Origin of the sequence: Paenibacillus sp. FSL H7-689 (genome assembly GCF_000517905.1) — a bacterium.
In the GTDB taxonomy this organism is placed as follows: Bacteria; Bacillota; Bacilli; order Paenibacillales; family Paenibacillaceae; genus Paenibacillus; species Paenibacillus amylolyticus.
Window position 1 is genome coordinate 55800 of the sequence record NZ_ASPU01000059.1, and the last position, 23161, is coordinate 78960.

Annotated in this window: 16 protein-coding genes; 12 read left to right on the forward strand and 4 right to left on the reverse strand. The window is 45.8% G+C overall.

The features are described from left to right. The first annotated feature begins 518 nt into the window (after nt 1-518). From C170_RS26950 to C170_RS27000, 11 genes are all read left to right on the forward strand, one after another. Complete coding sequence (locus C170_RS26950) at nt 519-2549, forward strand: cache domain-containing sensor histidine kinase (protein ID WP_036616249.1); 2031 nt, start codon at nt 519-521, stop codon at nt 2547-2549. Beyond that, the gene (locus tag C170_RS26955) at nt 2540-4306 is read left to right on the forward strand and encodes a response regulator transcription factor (RefSeq protein WP_036616252.1); all 1767 of its coding nucleotides are present in this window, start codon (nt 2540-2542) and stop codon (nt 4304-4306) included. Before C170_RS26950 ends, C170_RS26955 begins: the two co-directional genes overlap by 10 nt. A 153-nt stretch (nt 4307-4459) precedes the next feature. Continuing rightward, nucleotides 4460-5773, forward strand: coding sequence for an extracellular solute-binding protein (locus C170_RS26960; RefSeq protein WP_036616255.1), 1314 nt, complete (start codon nt 4460-4462; stop codon nt 5771-5773). 147 nt (nt 5774-5920) lie between these two features. Next, complete coding sequence (locus C170_RS26965; protein ID WP_036616257.1) at nt 5921-6790, forward strand: carbohydrate ABC transporter permease; 870 nt, start codon at nt 5921-5923, stop codon at nt 6788-6790. Between the two features lie 15 nt (nt 6791-6805). Then, nucleotides 6806-7681 carry a carbohydrate ABC transporter permease gene (locus tag C170_RS26970; RefSeq protein WP_081746063.1) on the forward strand — a complete coding sequence of 292 codons (876 nt, stop codon included), beginning with the start codon at nt 6806-6808 and terminating at the stop codon, nt 7679-7681. 186 nt (nt 7682-7867) lie between these two features. Then, nucleotides 7868-8509, forward strand: coding sequence for a polysaccharide deacetylase family protein (locus tag C170_RS26975; RefSeq protein ID WP_036616259.1), 642 nt, complete (start codon nt 7868-7870; stop codon nt 8507-8509). Nucleotides 8510-8641: 132 nt separating this feature from the next. Beyond that, nucleotides 8642-11446, forward strand: coding sequence for an AAA domain-containing protein (locus C170_RS26980; RefSeq protein WP_036616261.1), 2805 nt, complete (start codon nt 8642-8644; stop codon nt 11444-11446). A gap of 116 nt (nt 11447-11562) precedes the next feature. After that, nucleotides 11563-12816 carry a mechanosensitive ion channel family protein gene (locus C170_RS26985; protein WP_036616263.1) on the forward strand — a complete coding sequence of 418 codons (1254 nt, stop codon included), beginning with the start codon at nt 11563-11565 and terminating at the stop codon, nt 12814-12816. Nucleotides 12817-13198: 382 nt separating this feature from the next. Then, complete coding sequence (locus C170_RS26990; RefSeq protein WP_036616266.1) at nt 13199-13648, forward strand: hypothetical protein; 450 nt, start codon at nt 13199-13201, stop codon at nt 13646-13648. Between the two features lie 181 nt (nt 13649-13829). Continuing rightward, nucleotides 13830-15074, forward strand: a complete 1245-nt coding sequence (locus C170_RS26995) for a macrolide family glycosyltransferase (RefSeq protein ID WP_036616269.1) — start codon at nt 13830-13832, stop codon at nt 15072-15074. Nucleotides 15075-15239: 165 nt separating this feature from the next. Beyond that, on the forward strand, nt 15240-16094 hold the full coding sequence (locus C170_RS27000) for an aldo/keto reductase (RefSeq protein WP_036616272.1): 855 nt from the start codon (nt 15240-15242) through the stop codon (nt 16092-16094). 117 nt (nt 16095-16211) lie between these two features. Here the strand turns inward: C170_RS27000 and C170_RS27005 are convergent, their stop codons facing one another. Beyond that, nucleotides 16212-19385 (reverse strand): alpha-mannosidase, encoded by a 3174-nt coding sequence (locus C170_RS27005; protein ID WP_051447420.1) that lies wholly within the window; start codon nt 19383-19385, stop codon nt 16212-16214. A 199-nt stretch (nt 19386-19584) separates the two neighbouring features. Between C170_RS27005 and C170_RS27010 the strand changes: the two genes are divergently transcribed. Beyond that, a complete protein-coding gene (locus C170_RS27010) occupies nt 19585-20526 on the forward strand; it encodes an AraC family transcriptional regulator (RefSeq protein WP_036616275.1) in 942 nt (313 codons plus the stop codon). Nucleotides 20527-20649: 123 nt separating this feature from the next. Here C170_RS27010 and C170_RS27015 read toward each other — a convergent pair whose 3' ends face one another. The 3 genes from C170_RS27015 to C170_RS27025 form a co-directional block, all read right to left on the reverse strand. Next, nucleotides 20650-21333: an ABC transporter ATP-binding protein gene (locus tag C170_RS27015; protein ID WP_036616278.1), complete on the reverse strand. Its 684-nt coding sequence runs from the start codon at nt 21331-21333 to the stop codon at nt 20650-20652. Next, nucleotides 21333-22454 (reverse strand): ABC transporter permease, encoded by a 1122-nt coding sequence (locus C170_RS27020; protein WP_036616281.1) that lies wholly within the window; start codon nt 22452-22454, stop codon nt 21333-21335. The genes C170_RS27015 and C170_RS27020 overlap by 1 nt, the downstream gene beginning before the upstream one ends. A 124-nt stretch (nt 22455-22578) precedes the next feature. After that, nucleotides 22579-23145: a TetR/AcrR family transcriptional regulator gene (locus C170_RS27025; protein ID WP_036616284.1), complete on the reverse strand. Its 567-nt coding sequence runs from the start codon at nt 23143-23145 to the stop codon at nt 22579-22581. Nucleotides 23146-23161: the final 16 nt, after the last annotated feature.

A 23161-nucleotide genomic window follows, 5' to 3' on the forward strand; every position in this document is an offset into this window, starting at 1 on the left:
GCCTTAACCACTCGATCAACACTCTGTAAGTAGTAAGATTATGCCCGTAGATATTGTAATCTTGCTCAAAAGTATGCCATATCAAGGTAGACGTTTACCATCTTCTTTTGTGTACTCAGATCCTCCGTCTCTCCCCCGCTTCTCTCTCCACCCGGCACAAACCACAACTTATTATCTGTACCTCCAACATTTTATAAAGCAGTACTTCTTGCGGCTCCAATTAGGGGCCCCTACCCGCAGCATTCACCACGATCAGATCCCCAAAGCCTCATTTCACTTCACTCAGTCAAGCTATATCCAAGCGATAAAAAGAGTTGAGCCTCCTCCATGCACAGTCCTATAATATACAATTGTATAAAATCCGAGAGAGTGGTGGATATCACAACAGGTCATCCGATCACAACCGATAAACCCATCACACATCGGAACCAAAGGAGGGTCACAGTGAATCAAAGAGCCAAAGATGCAACAACAGATGAAGGAGCAAGAGAAGTAACAGAAGGGGATGAAAAATAGAAGTGAAAGCAACAGCCCAATCAGATATTGAGAGCGATGCAGAAGCAAACGCAAATGCAAAAGCGAACACCAGTGCAATGAAGAACAATTGGACGCCCCGTTTCAAAGAGTTTATCCAACGCAAGCCCAAGACGCTGGCTTTTAAAATTCCGTTTGCCTACTTTGTCATTATTCTGCTAACGGTGGCGTTTAGTGCGTTGGTTTTGAATCGAATCTCGGAAAATGATGCGCAGCGAAAGATCAATGAAGCATCACTACAGACGATTACATCCATTGAGACCAACGTTAATCTGATGATCGAGAACGTGAACAATTATTCGAAAATGATTTTCTCCGATCCCAACTTGCAGAACCTGCTGCGGCAGGGCAATGTGTACTCCAATTTACAGACACAGTCCAAGGTCAGCGCGTATTTAACCAATCTTATGCAAGCGGTTCCAATTATCGATTCAGTATATATTTACGATAATTCGGGGCACCGATTCTCGGTTGGTACACAGGAATGGCCCACGTTTATGGAAGCGAATGTGAAGGAAGCGCCGTGGTACGAACAGGCACTGAAGCACAACGGACGATATCTGCTCAGGTTGAATAGTGGCAACAACGACAGCGGAGTTTCGGCAATGGGGGAGAATGATGGGCAAGAGGTGGTGTCGTTTATTCGCCTCATTCGGGATTTGGATGATACGTCTCCGCTTGGATTTCTGGTCATGAACATCAAAGGCAAATCAATCGCTCAGGCCTATGCCAACCTGTCTGCACCGGATTCATTTCAGGTGGCCATCCTGGATGAGCATCAGCGGGTGATTGCAACCAACGCTACCGATGGAAAGAAGTCCGTGCCTGCTGTATCCGGCGAATCCATATCTGCGGCTTCTGGACAGGAAGGGATGTACGAGATGTTAGAGGCCAATCAGGCCAAGTTAAAACAAACATTTCAAGAGCAATCCTCCGGCTTCATCACCTTGCAATCGGGTGGTCAGGAATATGCGGTTACCTATCGTTCGTCTGGTGATGATCAGTGGAAATTCATCAGCATGAGCCCATACCAGGCTACCGATACCCGCAATAAATCCATGGTGCTGCTTGCGCTGATCCTACTGGCGGTAAACGGGACTGTCTTTTTTGTCAGTTCATTCATCATCTCGCGCAGCGTCATTAAGCCGATTCACAAGCTGCTTCGCTCCATGCAGAAAGCGCCAAGTGGCAACTTCCGCAAAGTGACGGTTGAGCTGAACAGTTACGAATTCGCACAGCTATATGGAGGATACAACCAAATGATTGAGCAGATTGACCAGATGCTGAAACGCATCATTCAGGAGCAGCAGACGATCCGCCGAGCAGAGCTGAATACACTTCAGGCGCAGATCAAGCCACATTTTCTATATAACACACTTGATTCTATCACTTCCCTGGCGATGTCGGGTATGAATGATAAGGTATGTGAGCTGTTAGAAGCGCTCGGAAGTTATTATCGGCTGAGTGTCAGCAAAGGCCATGAACTGATCACGGTGCACGAGGAGGTTGAGATTGTACGCAATTATCTGACGATCCAGCAGGTGCGATATCCCGGTGTATTTGAGGTGCAGTACGATATCGATTCGGGCTGTGAACGGGTGATGATTCCCAAGCTTGTGCTCCAGCCGCTGGTGGAAAATTCTCTTTATCATGGTATCCGTCCCAAAGGCAGCCCAGGCACGATACGCATTCAAGCTCGTCGATCCAAGGAGGGGGTACTTCTAACGATCACTGACGACGGAGTCGGTATGTCCGGGGAAGACGTACAGCAGATTCAACGCACAGAAATGAACAGGTTTAACCGTTCTAACTCATCTAATCGCTCAAACTCATCTAATATTTCTAGCCCTACCTATAACGCTAAACACAATCCAAGCTTTGGCTTATGGGGGACGATGGAGCGGCTTCGCATTTTTTATGACAGAGAAGATGGACTCAAGCTGCAGAGCGAGGTTGGAAAAGGAACAACCATTATCATAACGATCCCGAAGGGAGCCGATGAATCATGGAACTAACTGTGGAACCATTAAAGGTATTGATTGTGGATGACGAGTACCTCATCCGAAATCTGCTGCGCATGCGTATCGATTGGGAGCAGCAAGGCATGACTATCATTGGCGAGGCCTCCGACGCTGCAGAGGCTTTGGATCAGGTTGAACTGTTGCGTCCGGACATCGTGTTCACGGATATATACATGCCAAAGATGGACGGCATTGAACTAAGTGGCATCCTCATGGAGCGTTACCCGAACATAAAAATCGTGGTTGTGACGGGACATGATGAATTTGAATATGCTCGTCAGAGTGTGAAGCTGGGCATATCCGATTTTATTTTGAAACCCATCCGTGCTTCTGAGTTATTACAGGTTACGACGAAGCTGCGAGTGGCAATCGAGCAGGAGATGGGGCGTGAGTACGAGCTGATGAAGCTGCGGGAGGAGATGAAGCAGAGTTTGCCTTATCTCAGGGAGAGGTTTGTAAATCAATGGTTAAGTGATGTGATACCTGAGGATGAACTACAAGAGAAGGGGCGTTTCTTCGGCATTCCTATCTCGTCTGGCGAACCAGGATTACGCATCGCAGTAATGGAGGTGGAGGTTGCTGTACCGCAAGCGAAGATATCTGCACCAGAGGTATATCCACATCTGTCCGAACCATATCACCAAACACCCGAAACACTCCAAACACATGAAGCACATCGAGGACCCCAACAACAACATGGTCAGCCCCAATTAAGCCAGCATCAGACTGAGGCCCATCGACAACCCGCTGAGGAAATACATATTTTGCTGCGCATGGTAGGCATGAAGCAGGTGCAGGCATTTTATCCGCAGGATTCGCAAACCATTATCGTCATGGACCCACATAACCGGATAGTTGTACTCTCGCTTGGTGCGGATACGGAATTTGCCGATCAGGTACAGCAGCTTCAGGAAGAACTTCAACATACACTTAAGCTCGAAGGGTGTGAAGTTGATGTGACCGTAGGGATTGGGCAATGGAAATCAAGATGGGGAAGGGCCTGTGTGGGATACCGGGAAGCTTGTCGCGCACTCGATTATCAGGCGTTTGTGGGGAAAAATCAGGTCATTTGCTTCGAGGATCTGGTCATCGAAGGCGGAAAGAGGCCCTACCACTCGGATGCTCAGTTGCTCCAACAACTGCAATTTTACGTCAGTGTTGGTGCGGGGGAAGAAGCCGTATTGTTGCTGGAGCGGATGCTGTCTGTGCCGTTCTCGGACGTTTCACAGTTTCGGATGGCAGCCATGGATGTGGTTACGGAGTGCCAGCGTGCCGCCATAGAGCAACAGCTTGAGGGAGAGTACGCATTGAACAAAGAGGCCGTTGCGGCCATTTTTACAGCAGGTCATCTGCCTGAACTAAAAAGCATGCTGGAGCAGCATGTCCGCACGGTATCAGATGTCATACAAGCCAAACGACAGGCCAAGGAAGGCAATCTGATTGACCGGGTGATGGCTTATCTTGAAGAGAACATGGGCAATGCGGAAGTGGGGCTTTCCAGCACTGCGGCTGCTTTTTACGTAAGTTCGGGCCATCTGGGGCGGCTGATGAAAAAAGAAACCGGGCAGACATTTGTGGAATATATGACGCAGCTTCGTATGAGAAAGGCCGAAACGTTGCTGAAGCAGACCGATTTAAAGGGGTATGAGATCGGGCAGCAGGTAGGCATCCCGGACCCGCATTATTTCAGCGTCTTGTTCAAAAAACATATCGGTCGGTCCATGAACGAATATCGGAATGTAAAAACCTGAACAACGAGAATGTAAACCCCCACATTACCAGTTCCAATTCCACATATGTTCGAATATTACAAATCGATGCCTGTTTTCTAAATGGAGAACAACGCACAGTTCGCCTAAAATATGGGCTAGAACGAACTAAAACACATAGGGAGGTCCATAGAGATGAAAGCGCTATTAAAAAAATCAGCAAGTCTAATTCTGACTCTGGGAATTGTAAGCAGTCTGGCGGCATGTTCATCCGGTTCGTCCGGTGGTACACAGGGGGAAAGTAATGGCAAGATCAAGCTGACGCTATGGGATCAATCGGTTGGCAATACCGATCCTTCGGCCAAGCTGTTGCCCGAGATTGTTGAGAAATGGAACAGCGAGCATCCGGACATCCAGGTTGAACGTACGGGCACGACAGGAGAACAGTATAAAACCAAAGTCAAAACATCGATTGCGGCTGGTGAGGCGCCAGACCTGTTCTATGGCATGGGTGGCGGCAGCTTCATGCAGCCGTACATCAAATCCGGCAATGTGCTGGAAATTTCAAGTTACCTGACGGACGATATCAAAGAACGAATGGGCCCGGGAATGGCTGAGGCCATTAATATGGACGGCAAAATCTACACATTGCCCGTGTACACACATATCGCCAATCTTTACGTGAATACAGAACTGTTCGAGCAGGCGGGTGCCAAGATTCCGACCACCTATAACGAACTACTGGATGCAGTCTCCAAGCTGAAAGCGGCAGGAATCACACCGGCTGTGATTGGAGAGAAGGACCGCTGGCCGGGCATGTACTGGTACGACATTATTGCGATGCGTCAGGCAGGCAATGCTGCCGTGATGGAAGCCTTCAAAGATCCGTCAAAGTGGGATTCGCCCGACTTTGTAGCCGCTGCGACTAAGATGCAGCAGCTCGCGCAAGCAGGAGCGTTCAACAGCAGCATGTTCAGCATGAGCTATGACGAGATGCTTGGGGCATTTAATGCAGGCAACGGGGCGATGATGTTCCAGGCCAACTGGGTGAATGCAGGAATTGAGGACCCGTCCTCCGCAGTCAAAGGCAAAGTGAAAGTGATTCCGTTCCCAGTGTTTGAGGATGGCAAAGGCACAAATACCGAAATCTTCGGCGGAGCCGTCGATGGTTTCTACATCAACCAGAATACCAAGCATTCGAAGGAAGCCGTGGAATTCCTCATGTATCTGAGCGAGCAGCTTGGTACACAAGGTTTCCTGGCTGGAGCCGGTCTGCCAAGCTGGAAAACAGATGCACTCGACACATCCAGCCTGTCCTCCCTTGATCTGTCTGCGGCAGATATTATGAAAACGGCGACCTCATTCATCGCGTGGTGGGATAACATTCTGCCAGCGGAGTCTGCCGAAGCGCACAAAAACTTGATTGCCCAGCTGCTTGCCGGCGATGTAACACCGGAGGAGTTCTGCAAACAGATGGCACAGCTCAAACCAACAGAGCTGAGCCTGTAGGTCGCGCAGGTTAATATGTGCGCAACTGTAATCCTTACATGTGTACGCTTGTGAGCTTGCCAAGCTGAAGCCTGCTAACAATGAAGATGAACCCAAACAAGGCGTGGTCCGGAATATCCCGGTCACGCCTTTGAGAGGAGAACAACAATGAACTCTGTATTTTCCAATAAAGGTACGATAGCCGTCTTTGTACTGCCCACACTGATTCTCTTCTGCGGCATTGTGCTCATTCCGATCTTTGTCTCCAGTTATTACAGTCTGCTGGACTGGAACGGCGTAGGCAGGGGTACATTTATCGGCCTGGACAACTATGTAGAGATGTTTAAGGATACCCGTGTGCTGAATTCGATCAAGAACTCCCTGTTATTCGCGGGTGCTTCGGTGTTCATTCAACTGCCGATCTCGCTGGTGCTCGCACTGATTCTTGCGTCCAACGTCAAGGGGGAAGGCTTCTACCGGACCGTGTATTTCATCCCGGTGTTGATCTCAACGGTGGTTATTGCCCAGTTGTGGTCAAAAATCTACAATGCCGATTACGGCCTGCTGAACGTGCTGCTGCAAAGTATCGGTTTATCCAACCTGGCGCAGGACTGGCTGGGGCAGAAGGACACCGCGCTGGCGGCATCTTTTATTCCAACCTTGTGGCAGTACGTGGGGTATCACATGCTGCTGATGTATGCAGGTGCGAAGTCCGTGTCTCAGGATGTGCTCGAAGCGGCTCGAATGGATGGTGCTTCCCGTATTCGGACGGCGTGGTCCATTATGATCCCGCTGATGAAGCCAATTCTGAAGGTAAGCCTTGTTTTTTCGGTCATCGGTGCATTCAAGGTGTTTGACCTGATCTATGTGCTGACAGGTGGCGGGCCATTTTACACCACTGAAGTGCCAAGCACGCTGATGTACGCTACCATTTTTGATACGTTCCGGTACGGATATGGCAGTGCGATCTCGGTCTTTATCATTGTGGAGTGTCTGGTGTGTACGATCCTCATTAATTCATTGTTCAAAACGGAGTAGAGGGAGGCATAAGGCATGAGTAGCGTAGAAGTCATGTTGCAAAAAAAGCCCAAGCCGAGGTCCATCTCCGGACCGATCGGGAAAGTGTTCCTGCAAGCGTTTCTGATCCTCGTTGCGATTGTGCAGATCTACCCGCTCATCTGGCTGGCGCTGTTTTCCCTGAAGGATAACAGTGAGATTTTCAGCGGTGATGTGGCCGGGTTGCCCAAAGCGTTTCTGTGGAGCAACTACACCAAAGCAATGTCCGATGGCCATGTGCTGACCTATTTTATGAATAGTGTGCTGGTTACTGCGGCCTCCATTGTCTTGGTACTGATCCTGTCCTCCATGACGGGATACGCAATCACAAGAATGAACTGGAAGCTCAGCGGGTTGACGATGACGATTATTTTGCTGGGCATGATGGTGCCGATTCATGCGGCGCTGCTGCCATTGTTTATTATTTTGAAGAATCTGAGCCTGCTCAACAGTTACTGGTCTCTGATCATTCCCTATGTGGCATTTGGCATTCCGATGGCTGTATTCATTCTGGGCAGTTTTTTCAAAGGTATCCCAAGAGAGATGGAGGAGTCGGCGGTTATCGACGGCTGCGGCATATACCGGACGTTTTTCTCCATTATCCTGCCTCTGGTAACCCCGGCTATATCAACGGTAGCCATCTTCACATTTCTGTCATGCTGGAATGAGCTGATGTTTGCAGTTACGTTTATCAATAACACGGCTTACCAGACGTTGACGGTGGGTATGATGTCGATGGTGGGAACGTACATTACGCAATGGGGTATCATTGGTGCTGGACTGATGATTACGACAGTGCCAACGGTGGTCATCTATCTGCTGCTGAACAAACAGGTGCAGAAGAGTATGATCGCAGGTGCAATCAAAGGTTAGCTGGAGGCTGGACTGGAGGGCGTGGCGGTAGAAGGGCTTGCTGCTCGTGCGCTGTACTCTCTTTCTGGTGGATATCGGCTTGATTTGGGATTTCGCAAGGTGTGATCTCTGGACTAGACCGGAGCCTGTGGTCATGGAATAATAAGGGGGTATGTAGCAGGCAGTTGCAGAGAGGGGTCATTATTTATGGTCAATATCGCGATGGTAGAGCAGGAGTCAGTTCGAAAAAAAGTTGTGGCGTTCACGTTTGATGATGGGCCGCATCCGGTGTATACACCTCAAGTGCTTGAGATTTTCCGGCGTGCCGGTGGGCGTGCGACGTTTTTCATGATTGGCCAAGAGATGGAGACTCACCCGGAGATTGCCGCGGAGGTGCACCGTGAAGGGCATGAGATCGCCAACCATACGTACACGCATCCGGATCTGACCAAGTTGACGCTGGAGGAAGCCGGGGAGGAGCTGCAACGCGCAGAAAATCTTGTTCAAGAAGTTACGGGGCAACCTGCCCGCTGCTTCCGCCCGCCGTATTTTGGCATAAACGATGATATACTGTCTCTGGCGGCGGAGCGTGGATATCGGACGATTGGTGCGGTAAACGGTGATGCAAGGGATTGGGACAATCCCGGCGTTGAGCACATTCTGGAGCATACCCGGTCTGTAGTGAAACCCGGCAGCGTGCTCATATTCCATGACGGGTACGGGGATCGTTCCCAGACGGTGGAGGCGGTTCGTGTGCTGGTGGATGAACTGGTCGCGGAAGGGTACCGTCTGGTGACGGTGAGTGAGTTGTTAGACATTTCTAGTGAGCATGATATAAAGACGACATAATCAAGTGGGCCCATCATTCTTTGAATGATAGGGTCCTTTTTTGTTTGGGAGAAGTACAAAAAAGGAATATGTTGCTAGTTTATAGAAGCTTAACTATAGTTACCATAACAATATGAAAATAGTGAGGCTATTATGGATCTGGATAAAATAATGATTATCATTAAAGGTAAAGAAAAGACAGAGGAGGTTTCCTACTATAAGGTGGGTCCTTCTGGGGTACAGATTATATACAGAAATTTAGATATAGAGTATAACTACCGCACTCAAGATGTGCTTATTTTTCAGGAGCCATACATTCAAGAACCAGGAGATAACATAGCTATTTATCACGATGACGTACCGTTTAACAATGTTAAGCGTGTTTGGGACTTCGGTGTTAAAATTCGAATATGTTTTGGGAATGCAAGTACGCGTGTCTATGATAAGGATCGCATTCGATTTGAGCAAAATGTATTGAGTCAGCCGGAGGCCAAATTTATTTTAGAATACTGGCGTGAAATATCAACATATGTAAAAAATAAAGATGAAGTAGAGGAACTGGGAACACATAAGGATAAAGAATCGTTTCTTTCCAAAGAATTTGCCAAACTGAACTATGTCGATCCGAATAGTGTCCTAGGACAGATTATCCAGAAAAAACCGATAAAGCAGGAAAAGATGCTAACATTAGACCCTGTTTTTCCCTTCAGTTTTAACTTGAGTCAAAAGAAAGCTCTTGAGCATGCATTGACTAGCAACATCAGCATCATTGAAGGTCCGCCTGGTACAGGTAAAACCCAAACCATCTTGAATATCATAGCAAATCTGGCAATAATGCAAGGCAAGAAGGTTGCTGTTGTTTCCAGTAACAATGCAGCTGTCCTAAACGTACAAGAGAAGCTGGAACGAAAAGGATATCATTTCTTTGTGGCCAGTTTGGGGAAGCAAGAGAATAAAAAGAAGTTTTTTGCAAATTTACCGAAGGTGAACATGTCAGATTGGGATGTTGATATCTCGGAGTCAGAGTGTAGAGATCGAATTAAGAATCTTGACAAGCAGATACACCGTTTGATGGAAATGGATCGAGAAAAAGCACAGTGTAAGCAGAAGCTCTCAGCATATTTGCTTGAGCAGGAGCATTTTGAGCATTACTTTGCACGACAAGATGTCTCTCATATTGAAAAATTATCATTCTACAAACAAACTCCAAATAAAATTTTGGAATTTATGAAGGACAGTTTTCTTGCTGTAGAAATAAAGAAAAAATACAAGTTGTTCTATCCGTTCAAATTATTTTTTAAACATGGTTTTACAGATTTTAAGAGGTTGAGAAAGCAAGGGCATGATGTCATTCTGAATTACCAAAGGCAGTTCTATGTTTTGAAAATAGAAGAGCTTTCAAATCAAATTCTGAAGATTGAGGAGGAACTGAAATCATACAATTATCAGGACCTGTTGGATGATCATCAGCACTGTTCCGAAAATCTTTTTAGACTTGAGTTACATAAGAAATACCATAATCGCTCCGTAATCCAATCAAATGAGAAATCGTATATTCATTTAAATTTGTTTAAAGATTTTATTGAGAACTACCCTGTTGTGCTTAGTACGACACATTCATTGAGAAACTGTGTGCCCCCTAACTATATGTTTGATTATTGTATTATAGATGAGTCATCACAAGTTGACTTGTTAACAGGAGCGCTTGCGTTGTCCTGTTGTAAACATGCCATCATTGTGGGGGATACGAAGCAGTTACCTCATATTGTTGATCTCAAAATTAAAGAGAAACTCAAAAATAGCTTATATCCTGATATGAGCAGTGCATATGATTATTTTGAACATAATGTATTATCTTCCCTATTGGCTTTGTATGGTGATACCCTCCCAAGCGTAATACTACGAGAACATTATCGCTGTCATCCTGCAATTATAGAATTCTGTAACAGGAAATATTACAATGGTGATTTAATTACGTTCACTGATCCACAAATGTCTGATTCTCCACTTATGATCTATAGAACAGCAATGGGAAACCATATGAGAAAATTGACACATGGGAAGAAGGGGAGGTTTAATTCAAGGGAACTTGAAGTTATTGAGCAGGAAATCCTTCAGGCAGGGCTGGATGTTGTTGACATTCCTTCAAATATCGGCTTCACAACACCGTATCGCAAACAGCTGGAGAAAGCAGTTCAGCATTTTACAGTCAATATTGAAAGCGACACGATTCACAGGTATCAAGGTCGAGAAAAGGATACTATGATTATGTCAACGGTTCTGGATCGGACCAAGTTGGGGAATATGGGAATGAAATTTGTTAATAATCCTAACTTGATTAACGTTGCTGTATCACGTGCCCAGCGTCAGTTTATTCTGGTGACAGATCATTCTGCATTCCACAAATATGGGAATGAAGTGGGAGACCTTATGCGTTATATGGAATACAGCACACTGGATGACAATGTCGTGGAGAGTGAGATTGTATCCATTTTTGATCTGTTATATCGGGAATATTCGGAGAAACTTCGAGAGTTTCGAAATCGTGCGAGCCATTATAATAACTCAAGGCACAAAAGCGAGAACTTAATGGAAGCACTTCTTACTCAAATACTGGAAGAGCCGCGGTTTAAGGATTTTACATTATCAAGTCAGGTATACCTAATGAACATTTTCATGGATCTTGATCGTTTAAACGAGGAGGAGCGGAAATTTATTAAGCATCGCTCCTCTGTTGATTTTGTGATTTATCACAAGCTAGATCGATCACTTGCATTGGCGATTGAAGTGAACGGCTTTGAATTTCATGAAAATAAACCCGATCAGATAAAAAGGGATGAAATTAAAGAAGCTATTTTCAGAAAATTCGGACTCACTCTGGCAAGGTTCAAGACAAATGAGAGTGGCGAGGAACAGAAAATTATAAATTTATTGAACGGTATGACCGATCTTGAGTAAGTTTTATATCCATGGCAGGGGTCGAGAAACTGAAAAAAGTTTTACGCGTATTTTTGCTTACCATCCTGATCTACTTTATAATAATAGGCTAAACTAGATTATGTCAGGAGGAAACAATGGACTTTATCAGAAATCAACTAGAAGAACTCGGCATGAGTGGACCCTCCATTGGTTATCTTTCAAACATCATTATGATTATTTTTATAGCAGTGATCTCGATATTGGCGAATGTGATTGCCAAGCGAGTGGTACTGAAGACGGTCCATCGTATCGTAAGTAACAACCGTTTCAAGTGGGGCCATATTGTGGTTCAGAAAAATTTATTTCAGAAGCTGTCGCATCTTGTGCCAGCCATTATAATCTATTATTCTGCTTATATTTTCTCGCCCTATCAGGCCATAATTGAAAAATCAGCAATGACCTATATGATTGTTATCATGATTACGGTTCTGAATGCTCTGCTGAATGTCTTCGATGATATCTATCGTACCTATGAGGTGTCGAAGATTCGCCCAATCAAGAGTTACATTCAGGTAGCCAAGATTGTCCTGTTCATTATCGGGGGCATCATCGTCATCTCCAGCCTGATTGGACAGAACCCGCTCATTATCCTTAGTGGACTTGGGGCGTTATCGGCGGTATTAATGCTCGTATTCAAAGACTCAATCCTGGGCCTCGTGGCCGGTGTACAGCTATCGTCAAACGATATGGTGCGTGTTGGTGACTGGATCGAGATGCCAAAGTATAATGCGGACGGTGACGTCATCGACATTACTTTGAATACGGTAAAGGTTATGAATTTTGATAAAACGATTACGATGATTCCAAGCTACGCCCTCATTTCGGATTCGTTCCGTAACTGGAGAGGCATGCAGGTGTCCGGCGGCAGAAGGATTAAGCGGAGTATCTATATTGATATCAGCAGTATCCGTTTTTGTACGGAAGAGATGGTGGCTGAATTTGAGAAAATCCACTACCTGACTGATTATGTCACGGAAAAATTAAAGGAAATTCAAGCATACAATATGGAGCACGAGGTGAATACCGAAAGCAACGTGAACGGCAGACAACTGACAAATGTCGGTGTATTCCGGGAATATATCCATCAATATTTGAGGAATCATCCAAAAATCAATAAAGATATGACGATGATTGTGCGACAATTAGCACCGGAAGATCGCGGGCTGCCTCTGGAAATCTATGCATTCAGCAATGATATTAACTGGGGTGTATATGAGAACGTTCAGGCGGATATCTTTGACCATATCTTCGCGGTGGCGTCAACATTTGGACTACGGGCCTTCCAGAATCCAACCGGACATGACATTGTGCAACTGAAAGAGGATAAGCAATATGCACGAGAGTATTAAGAAGATTTATCAAAATAGATGTGACGGCCACCATATTGGTGGTCGTTTTTACGTTTGGATGCCCCTCCAAATTGGCCATGGGTGAGAACACGTCGAGTGTTGGTAAGTTGGCTAATTTTAAAATTACAGGAACAGATCCAAGTGCTTTATTTATGAGACTGACGGCACAGTTCTGGAATCGGGATCAAATACAGTTAGCAAAACAGAATTACTGTAAAAACAAGTAGACAATATGTATTTCTTTACATTATAATCTAATTAATTCCATATTTTGAAAGGGGTGATTTGGAGCTTTTTCTGATCAGGCGTGTCTATGAACGAGGGAAAAGCATGGAGTCTCTTTGGCGTGCTAACTTTTCAAAAGAAATGGAGGGAGAATGAAATGAAGAAAACATTGTATTCTGCTATTATGATGACGCTTTTATCAGGATCGATTGTGGGTACGGCCTTGGCGGATAATTACGAGTCGAATGACACTTTGAGCAGCGCGTATAAAATCCCAACGCAAACGGTGGCCACTCCCTACGGTCCGGCTTACTGGGGTGGAAGTGCTTGGTCTTATCTATCTTCCCCGACAGATGTAGACTACTTTACATTCAGAGGGCATGGCAAATCTGTCGTGCTGGGTTCTCCTTCCGGTTATGATTACGATTTGTACGCCTATGACAGCGCTGGAAATTTGGTTGCTTCTTCTACGAATACGTCAGGAGCGGATACGGTTCTTGTCGACTACAATAATGTATATTTTAAAGTGGTAAGCAAAGATGGAAGATACAGCGATACCGATGCTTACAGCGTAACCTTTTATAAAAGGGATGTCTGGGTGCCGTGACCAGCTCGTGAGAGTAAAATAACGTTAGGTATCGTAGACTTTAATGCTTCCGTCTCATGAATAGGAACTCTACCGCCTCAATGAGGTAGTAGAGTTTTATTTATTCAAGCCAATGGTCTGGAAGAATGGGTTATCATTTCCCCACTTGAGTTCATTGGAAAATTTAATGGAGGTGAGTGTCGTGGCACGTGCATTAGTTGTGATGATTCCTGCAGAAGGCCATATCAATCCGTCGCTTGGATTAATCAAGGAACTGGTTGAGAACGGTGATGAAGTGGTCTACTGTTGTACCGAAAAATACCGGACGAAGATTGAAGCGATAGGCGCACAATTTAAAGCATACTCTTTCAACGAGGCAACTCTGCTCAATAACCCTGGAATGAAGCCATTCGAACTCAAGCATCCTTACCAATTTTTATATATGATATTGAATAAAGTGATTCAACGCTTTATACCAGATGTTCTGAATCTGATCGAACATGAAACCTACGATTATATCATTTTTGACTCCATAATAGGCTGGGGAGGACAAATTCTAGGTGAGAAGTTAGGTATACCAACGGTATGCTCAACCAGCACCTTTGTTTTTGTGGAGCCTCTTGGATCAGACAATCAACTGAATGATGATACGGAGGAGGTCAAGGAGCTATATAATAGCATCGTGGAAATGTCCCAGCAAATAGCTTCCCAGTTCGATGTGGCTGTACCTTCCCTGGCGGAACTTTCAGGGCATTCAGGACAACTGAAGATTATCTATACAAGTCGTTATTTTCAACCCATGGGGGACAAGCTGGACGACAGCTTTGTGTTCACCGGCCCATCCATTATCCCACGCAAGGATGCGCCAGCTTTTGCAAATGAATCTCTGCATGCTCTTTATAAGCAGGTCGTTTATATTTCGATGGGAACCATTTTAAATAAAGATCTTGATTTTTATAAGCTTTGCTTTACGGCCTTTCGTAATTTGCCTGTGCAGTTTATATTATCTTCTGGGAAGGATACCGATATAGAGCCCATTGCTGATCTCATTCCTGACAATTTCATCATAAGACCCTATGTCCCTCAACTGGAAGTGTTGCAGTGTGTAGATGCTTTTCTGACCCATGCAGGCATGAACAGTACCAGCGAAGCTTTGTATTACAATGTACCATTAATCATGCTTCCGTTAACATCGGATCAGCCGCGTGTAGCAGGCCGGGTACAGGAGTTGGGAGCAGGGGTCATCGTGGACAAAAATAACCTTACACCCGATGTGCTTAGAAACGCAGTATTAGAAGTGCTCGGTAATGCCTCCTACAAGGAGCATGCTGAGGTTATTGGGAAAACGTTACGCGATGCTGGCGGGTATAAGCAGGCTGCTATGGCTATTAAGAACTTTATAGGCAATCAGCCGTTATCGGCGACGCCCATCTCTTCGTTTGAATGAAAAGGAGAGCGTTCTTCATGAGAGCTAGAAGAGGAAGCCGTCACCCGACTAAAACGGAGTGGTGACTTCCAATTGATTCAAGCGCGTATGGAGGGGTAGATAAACGGAGAGGGGCATTATTTTTACCATATTGTTCGTATACCTTTTGCAAAGGAGAGTCTTCAGATGAATCATCAAATTCCGGAATATACATTGAACGATGGCTTGAAAGTGCCTGCAATTGGATTTGGTACCTATAGTTTAAAAGGTGAAGAAGGCGTTGAATCGATCGCGTCCGCAATGGATACGGGTTATCGATTAATTGATACGGCGTATAACTATGAGAATGAGGCAACGGTGGGCAGAGCAATCAAACAAAGCTCCATCGCCAGAGAAGAACTGCTCATTTCCTCGAAGCTGCCGGGGCGTTATCACGCTCATGATAAAGCACTTGTGGCGATCCAGGAATCCCTGTACAGAGCGGATCTGGATTATTACGACCTGTATCTGATTCACTGGCCCAATCCGAAAAAGGACATGTATGTCGAGGCATGGCAAGCACTGATCGAAGCCAAAAAACGTGGATATATACGATCCATTGGAGTCAGCAACTTCCTGCCTGAGCACAATGATCGGCTGATTAAGGAAACGGGGATAGCGCCGAGTCTGAATCAGATTGAGCTGCATCCGTTCTTTGACCAAGCCGATCAGCGGGAACAGGATAAAAAGCATGGCATCGTGAACGAATCCTGGAGTCCGATTGGACGTGGCAATGATGCCGTACAGGATATTCTGAAGGATGAGAACATTCTTCGGATTGCGGAAACGCATGGCAAAACGCCAACCCAGATCATTCTGCGCTGGCATGTTCAACTGGGTTCCATTCCCATTCCGAAAGCCGGCTCCTTGCAGCATCAACAGGAAAATATCGATATATTCGATTTTGAGTTGAGCACAGAAGAGATGCAGGTCATCTCTGCATTTAATCGTCCGGATGGACGTTTGTGGGATCAGGACCCAAGCGAGTACGAAGAATTTTAAAGAACGACAAATGAAGGGCTGCTCTCATGTCAGATATGACAGGAGGCAGCCCTTTATTGCTTTATTGTTGAAGCATATTAAGCAATGTTGCAGTTTTTCATGTTGCGTAATTTCTGTTTACTGTTCAGCAGGGATACGGAAGGTCAGAATCTCATACGGTTTGATATCAAAAGAAATTCGACCATTTTCCACGGCGCATTCCGCTTCGTTATTCTCGAGCAAATCACACGCGTACGCCGTAGCACCTGCTCCCTCAGGCAATTGCAGGGAAGCACGGCTGCGGCGGCCATGTGCTTCGTAGACTCGGATGATCATATCATCGTTGTTCTCGGCTTTTTTGATAACCTCCAGCACGACATTATCCTGATCGACCGATGCAATTGACCATGTTCCCGGCAACGTACCGGTTTGCGGACTTACTTCACGGGCAACCAGCGGACGGTTGAGATCATAAGCAGCTTGGATGACACGTCCTTCACGGAAGTCGCCCTGATGCGGATAGAGCGCGTAGGTGAATACGTGCTGCTCTTTGTCGGCATTTTCATTCGGGTACGTTGCGCTCTTGATCAGCGACAGTCGCATCACCGAGTTATGAATATCATATCCGTATTTGCAGTCGTTCAGCAGAGCAGCACCGTACCCGTTCTCCGCCAGATCGGCCCACTTCTGCCCGCATACTTCAAACCGGGCTTGATCCCAGCTCGTATTACGGTGGGTAGCACGCTCAACGTTGCCATACTGGATTTCGTAGACGGCCTTTTCACTCCAGATATCCAGCGGGAAAGCGGCTTTCAGCAGCAAATGCTCCTGCTTCCAGTCCACAAACGTACGGAAATCAATCCGGCGCGTATGCGCGTAGAAGATGATTGTCTGCTCAATGACCGAGTCCAGGAACTGTCGCTTCACTTGAAGCACGGAACGTACCGGCCCACTTTCAACCCACTCCAGCGACTGCAGGTCATTAATCTCCCACATATGCTGTTCATAATAATCGTCAATGTTCCATGCCTCGTATTCCGCAGGTCGATCCTCGAACACTTGCAGCACGTTACCACGCTTGCCAGACTGAAGCAGCTCACGGCCCTCCAGCTTGTCCCATACGGATGTGAACTCGGCACTTTCATTCAGGTGAATATTGTACCAAGGTGTATGGATGTGGCGCCGATCTGCTTCCCACTGTGCAACCGATACGCCCGCAACAAGCTCGTCTGTCAGATCTGGTGTGATTCGGAAGGATTTATACCCGGATGCAGGCACGTTCTCTGCAAGGAACACAAGTCCGCCTTCGGGAGTCCGCTGGCTTGGTACAGGGCGATCTCCATCATAGACGGTTACTTTTCTCGCAAAAGCAGGCAGTTCAACCACATCCGTCCGTACAAATCCGGTCGTGTTGAATACTACAATGGCTTCGCCATCAGATGTAATTTGGCTTGCAATGCCGTTCAGCGCACTGTCTTTCAGCTCATCCGTGACACGCAGAACTTCTTCATACTGCTCCTTGGAATCCACATATACCTGCTCAATGGAGCTGCCCGGGAGAATATCATGGAACTGGTTCAGCATCGTGAGCTTCCACGCATGCTCCAGTGCATCGGTTGGATAGGCCGCATGTGCATTCGCCTGACGATGAATCATGGCATATAGTTCGGCATCGGCCAGCGCAAATTCGCTATGACGGTTATACCGTTTGTTGCGCGCCATGGAAGTGTAGGTACCCCGGTGATACTCCAGATACAGCTCACCCGACCAGCGAGGAACGGAAGGAACATCAGCCAGATTTTGCTCCAGCTTCTCGAAAAACTCGCGTACAAAGGTACGTTTAACCGCAGGTACACCCGGCAATCCGACATCGAGTCGTCTGCCATGCTCCAGCATCTCTTCGGTTGGTCCGCCGCCGCCATCTCCAAATCCGAAACATTGAAGCACATCTGCATTGATGTTTTTGTTCTGGTATCGCTGCCATGTACCTTTCACTTGCGAAGCATTAAATCGTCCATTATAGGTCGTTTCGAAGCGACGCTGCCTGAAATCAGGGTGTTTGTCATAGTCTGTTGCTGTGATAAAGTGGGTCAGGACCTCTGATCCGTCGATTCCTTTCCAGTACATCGTATCGTTTGGAATTTGGTTTGTATCATTCCAGGCAATTTTGGTTGTCATAAAATAATCAATGCCGCTCTTGCGCATAATCTGCGGCATCGCTGCACTATAACCAAATACATCCGGCAACCAGAGCACACGGTTCTCCACACCGAATTCTTCCTTGAAGAAACGTTTCCCGTATATAATCTGACGAATCATGGATTCACCCGAGATCAGGTTACAATCGGCTTCCAGCCACATTGAACCTTCCGCTTCCCAGCGGCCTTCGGCCACCTTTTCTTTGATTTTTTCATATAGGGACGGGTAGTCTGCTTTCAGGTATGCATACAGCTGGGGCTGAGAGGACATAAAGGTATACTCCGGGAACTTGTCCATCAGATACAATACACTCGCGAAGCTACGAATGACCTTCTCCCGAGTCTGATCCAGCGTCCACAGCCATGCCACATCGATATGCGTGTGTCCGATACAGTGCACGGTAGGGATGTGATCACCGGCAGGGCGGATATCACCATAGACATGATCTTGCAGATATCGGCGCGCTTCCAGTACCGACGCATGGAATTCTGCACTGTTTTCCTGACGCAAATCCAGCAAATTCACGGCTTTATTCAGATGTTCGACCAACTTCAGGCGCTCCAGATCATCCTCACGCAACAGATCCGCAGCATCCAGCGCAGCCTTGAGATCGTAATACAAATCGGAGACTTGCTGATGATGCTCGGCGATATATACATTTAGAAAAACATCCGCAGCAGACGTACTGCAATACGCATATAATGCCAGTTCGAATTCATCACCTTTTGCCGCAGCGGGTGTCAGGTCAATTTCCGTATGGTTCACGTCTAGACCGCAGATCAGTTCCCCATTGAGGAATGCTAAGAATTGCGGATTATCGTAATTCCAGATGTCATCAGCACCAGTAACGATGGTACATACGACCTTTTTTCCTTCCAGATGGTCCGGGATTCGAATGCGGGTTTTGAAGCAACTGTGTACATCTTTGCCACCCCAGCCATCACCCTTACGGAATACGTTCCAGGAGGAAGGGTCCTCATGCACCAGTTCCCAGGAGTGGTATCCACTTTCTTTATGATAAAGCTCAGGGATATATGTCTTTGAGGTTAGTCGTGCACGTTCCAAGTGTTTCACAATGGTATGGATTCGAGTATATAAGGAATTCATTTTCATGTTGGTTTCCCACCTTGGTTTGTAGTAAGTACAGGCTGTAGTCGTTGTTGGGGCGAAAATACTGCAAGCGCTAACATATCAACTCTATCATAACAAAAGAGAAATGGGCGAAACTACGTATTGTATGCTGAAAATAACGTCTTTTTATTGCATTTCATGCTAAAATAAAATCATTAGAATCAGGATAGGGGGCATGTCCATGACACCATCGGTTTTGGCATACGAGCAAGGATATGCGATCCATGTGAACCAGCCTGGAGATTCACTTTTTTATCATCTGGATTATGACGAGCGCTCCCATGAACTGAATATGGAATTTCAGCATTTCCATGATTTCTATGAAATCTGTATTCTTCTGGATCGAACAGCTGCGCACATCATTGAAGGCAGTTTATATGAGATCCAGCCTCTGGATATCGTTCTGCTGCGGCCTTCATTGCTGCATAAAACGCAATATCCGAAGGGTGCCCCGCCGAAACGATTGATGATCACCTTTGCCATGCCACGTAATACACCTGGTCTTGAGAGCGGTTACACAGAGCTGTTTTCGATTTTTAATAAACCGGTCCCGATATTCCGATTTACAGAAGAAAGACGCAAGGAAGTCCTCGCGCCGATCAATGATATTTTTGCTATATCGCAGCAGTCTTCTGTCCTTCAATCGGTTATGATTCATAGCAAGTTCGTGGAGTTTCTCTGTGCTCTTCATCGTTACTCACCAGAGAACGGGTATGTGCGTGAAGAGACTGGATCAACGATGTCCAGGCGCATGTATGCCATTGCCTCTTATATTCACAGCCATTATCAGCAGGATTTATCTTTGGACGAGGTATCCAAGCGCTTTTATGTAAGTGCCCATCACTTGTCTCGCCAATTCAATAAGGTTACCGGCTTCACCTTCACAGAGTACGTGCAGATGACCCGTATTCGGAATGCCCAGCAAATGTTGCTGAATTCGAGTGAGAAAATCACAGATATTGCTGCACAGTGTGGGTTCACAAGCTTTTCCCAGTTCAACCGCATCTTCAACAAACAGAACGGAATGTCACCAAGTGCATATCGCCGAAGCAGACGTTCGCAGAGCGAGCGTGAAGTTATACTTGTGGGTGAGAGACCCGAACCACTTGGGAGCCTAGAGTGAGTGGGACGAGGAGAGTGATGGACAGACCTAAAATCTACTTAACATGTTACTCTTTTCTGAATAGAAGCTTTTTATAAAAGAAAGAATAGAGAAGAGAAATGGTATATTGTTTGGTCCATATATTTACGATTCAGCTAGGGACAAACCGCCATCATACATCCGATATACTCTGTCACAATATTCAAGCATACGCTCATCATGGGTAACCATAATGGCCGCCTTTTGGCGTGATTTCACTTCTTGCGCGATTAGACTAACCACTTCATGGGCTCGTTTGGTATCCAAACTGGCGGTTGGTTCATCGGCTAAGATGATGTTGGGATTATTCATTAAAGAACGAGCAATGGCTGTCCGTTGTTTCTCACCACCGGATAACTCTTCGGGAAAACTTTTTAACTTCAAACCCAGCCCCAGTTCTTCCAGCAGCTTGGAGGCAAATGCCTTATCCTCTTTTTTAATCGTCCCGGTCATCCTTTTTACAACTAGCAGTTGATCCAGAACATTTAGATAGGGAACTAGATTTGAAGATTGCATAATAAATCCAACTTCTTGCAGCCTTATATTAGATAGCTCTTTCTCCGTAAGCTTCGAAATATGATTTCCGTTTAGTTGAATATCTCCTTCGGAGGCTTTCAGCATGGCCCCAGCAATAGATAAGAATGTACTTTTACCAGAACCAGAAGGTCCGACTACAGCAACAAACTCCCCCGGTTCCACGGATATGGATACATGATCAAGCGCGGTGATCCGATTGTTTCCTTCGGCATAATACATGGTGACTTCCCGCATGTGCAGTCCCTTACTCATTATTCAACCCTCCCGAGCGCCTTAAGCGGATCAATCTTAGTAATTTTGCGAACAGATACCAGTGAACTTAACATAGCAATAACCAGCAAGATAATAGAATAATTGAAGACAAGACTGGTTTCCAGCTTAAATGGCATTCCTTTTGGCATAATTGCTGCTGTCCCATAAGTCAGCAAGATTCCAACAACAATACTAGTCAGCGAAAGTACAAACACTTGCGAGATAATGGCTTTTCCCAAGAAACGGTTACTAGCGCCTATCGCTTTCATAATGCCAAACTGGTTGGTTTTTTGCATCGTAATGACATAGAAGAATACCCCGAGTACAAATGCAGAGATCGCTAGTAGAAATGCAAGCATCATCAGAATAGTTCCGTTCTCCTCTTTGTACCCTGGCATGCCTTGCACAGCTTCCGACCGGGTAACTGTATCCGTGCTGGATAACTCTTTATTTATAGCTTCTGGATCAATATTCTCGCCTTGTAACATGATCGCATTAACCGGTCCGGCAATTCCTTTATCTGAACCTGGAGCCGCGAAGGCAATCTTCCGCCATTCAGCCATTGGGGTAAATACGGATGCAACGTGGTTATACGTCTGATTCTCCACAAATCCGATAATAGTCAATGATTCCGTCGTTCCATCCAGTTGAAACGTGTCCCCAAGTTGATAGCCCTCATCTTTCATGGTTGAATTCACCACGACACCCGTAGGGTTCTCGGAAGACAGGCTTTCACCTTCTACAATAGCTGGTTCCAAAAAGCTTCCTGGGTCAATTCCTATAATCGCTATATCCACCTTATCTTCATTCTTGGTGCTATTCTCTTTCAGTGCCGTTGCCATCGTACTTCCCATGGGTGCAGCAGCATCCACATTAGGAAGTTGTTCCGCCTTCGCCACCAGTTGATCTGACAGCAGTGACTTGCTCATGGAAGACTGAGCTCCTTCTTCAAAGATGACATAATCAGCCTTCATGGTCTTGAATGTTGATGCAGCTAGCGTAGACAATCCATTTCCCAGACCGGATAAAATAAATACCAACCAAGCCATTAGTACGAAGATAATGATAATCATCAAAAACTTCATTTTACTATGCATTAACTCCTTCATCGCTAAAAACATGATCTGTTCAACTCCTTCTCTATCTTTTTTTTGACACAAGTGTCAATTTAGATGCGCGGCCACGCGGTCTTCATTATTAAACGATATAAATGACACTTGTGTCAAATTAAAGCCAAGAATAAAGTTAGCTCTTGGCTCCTCCGATCCACATTTGGAACAGCAGCTTTCCCCAATCAGGCGTAGGGATATTTAGCATATTAGGCGTATTAATTAAGTTAAAAAAAACACCAATAAGTACAGGTAGAGGAATATCTTGTCGCAGGGCTTGATTCTGCTGAGCGCGTTCAAACAAGCGTGATAATTGAATTTTTAGGGTCCTATGTGCTTCCTCAATAAATTCAATATCTCTCGCTGCCGCAGCAGAATTAGTTGTATTAATTTTACTGGCATCTCCCAGAAGTTGATGGAGCGTAGATTCTTCTGCGTAGATCAGAAGCAGTTGCTCAAGAGCATCCATTGGATCAGTCTCATCAATGGCTAATGAATTCTCTAATACGGTTGCAATTGATCGCTTCATACAAGCAGCGACGATCTCTTCTTTATTCGCGTAATATTGATATATCGTGCTCCGGGCTCCGGACAGATGCTGTGAGAGCAGCTTGAGATGAAAACCGTCATAGCCATGCTCAAGTACTAATTTTTTAGTTGTGTCCAGTAGCTCTGTTTCAGTAAAAGATTGTTTTCGTCCCATTAAATCTCTTCCTTTT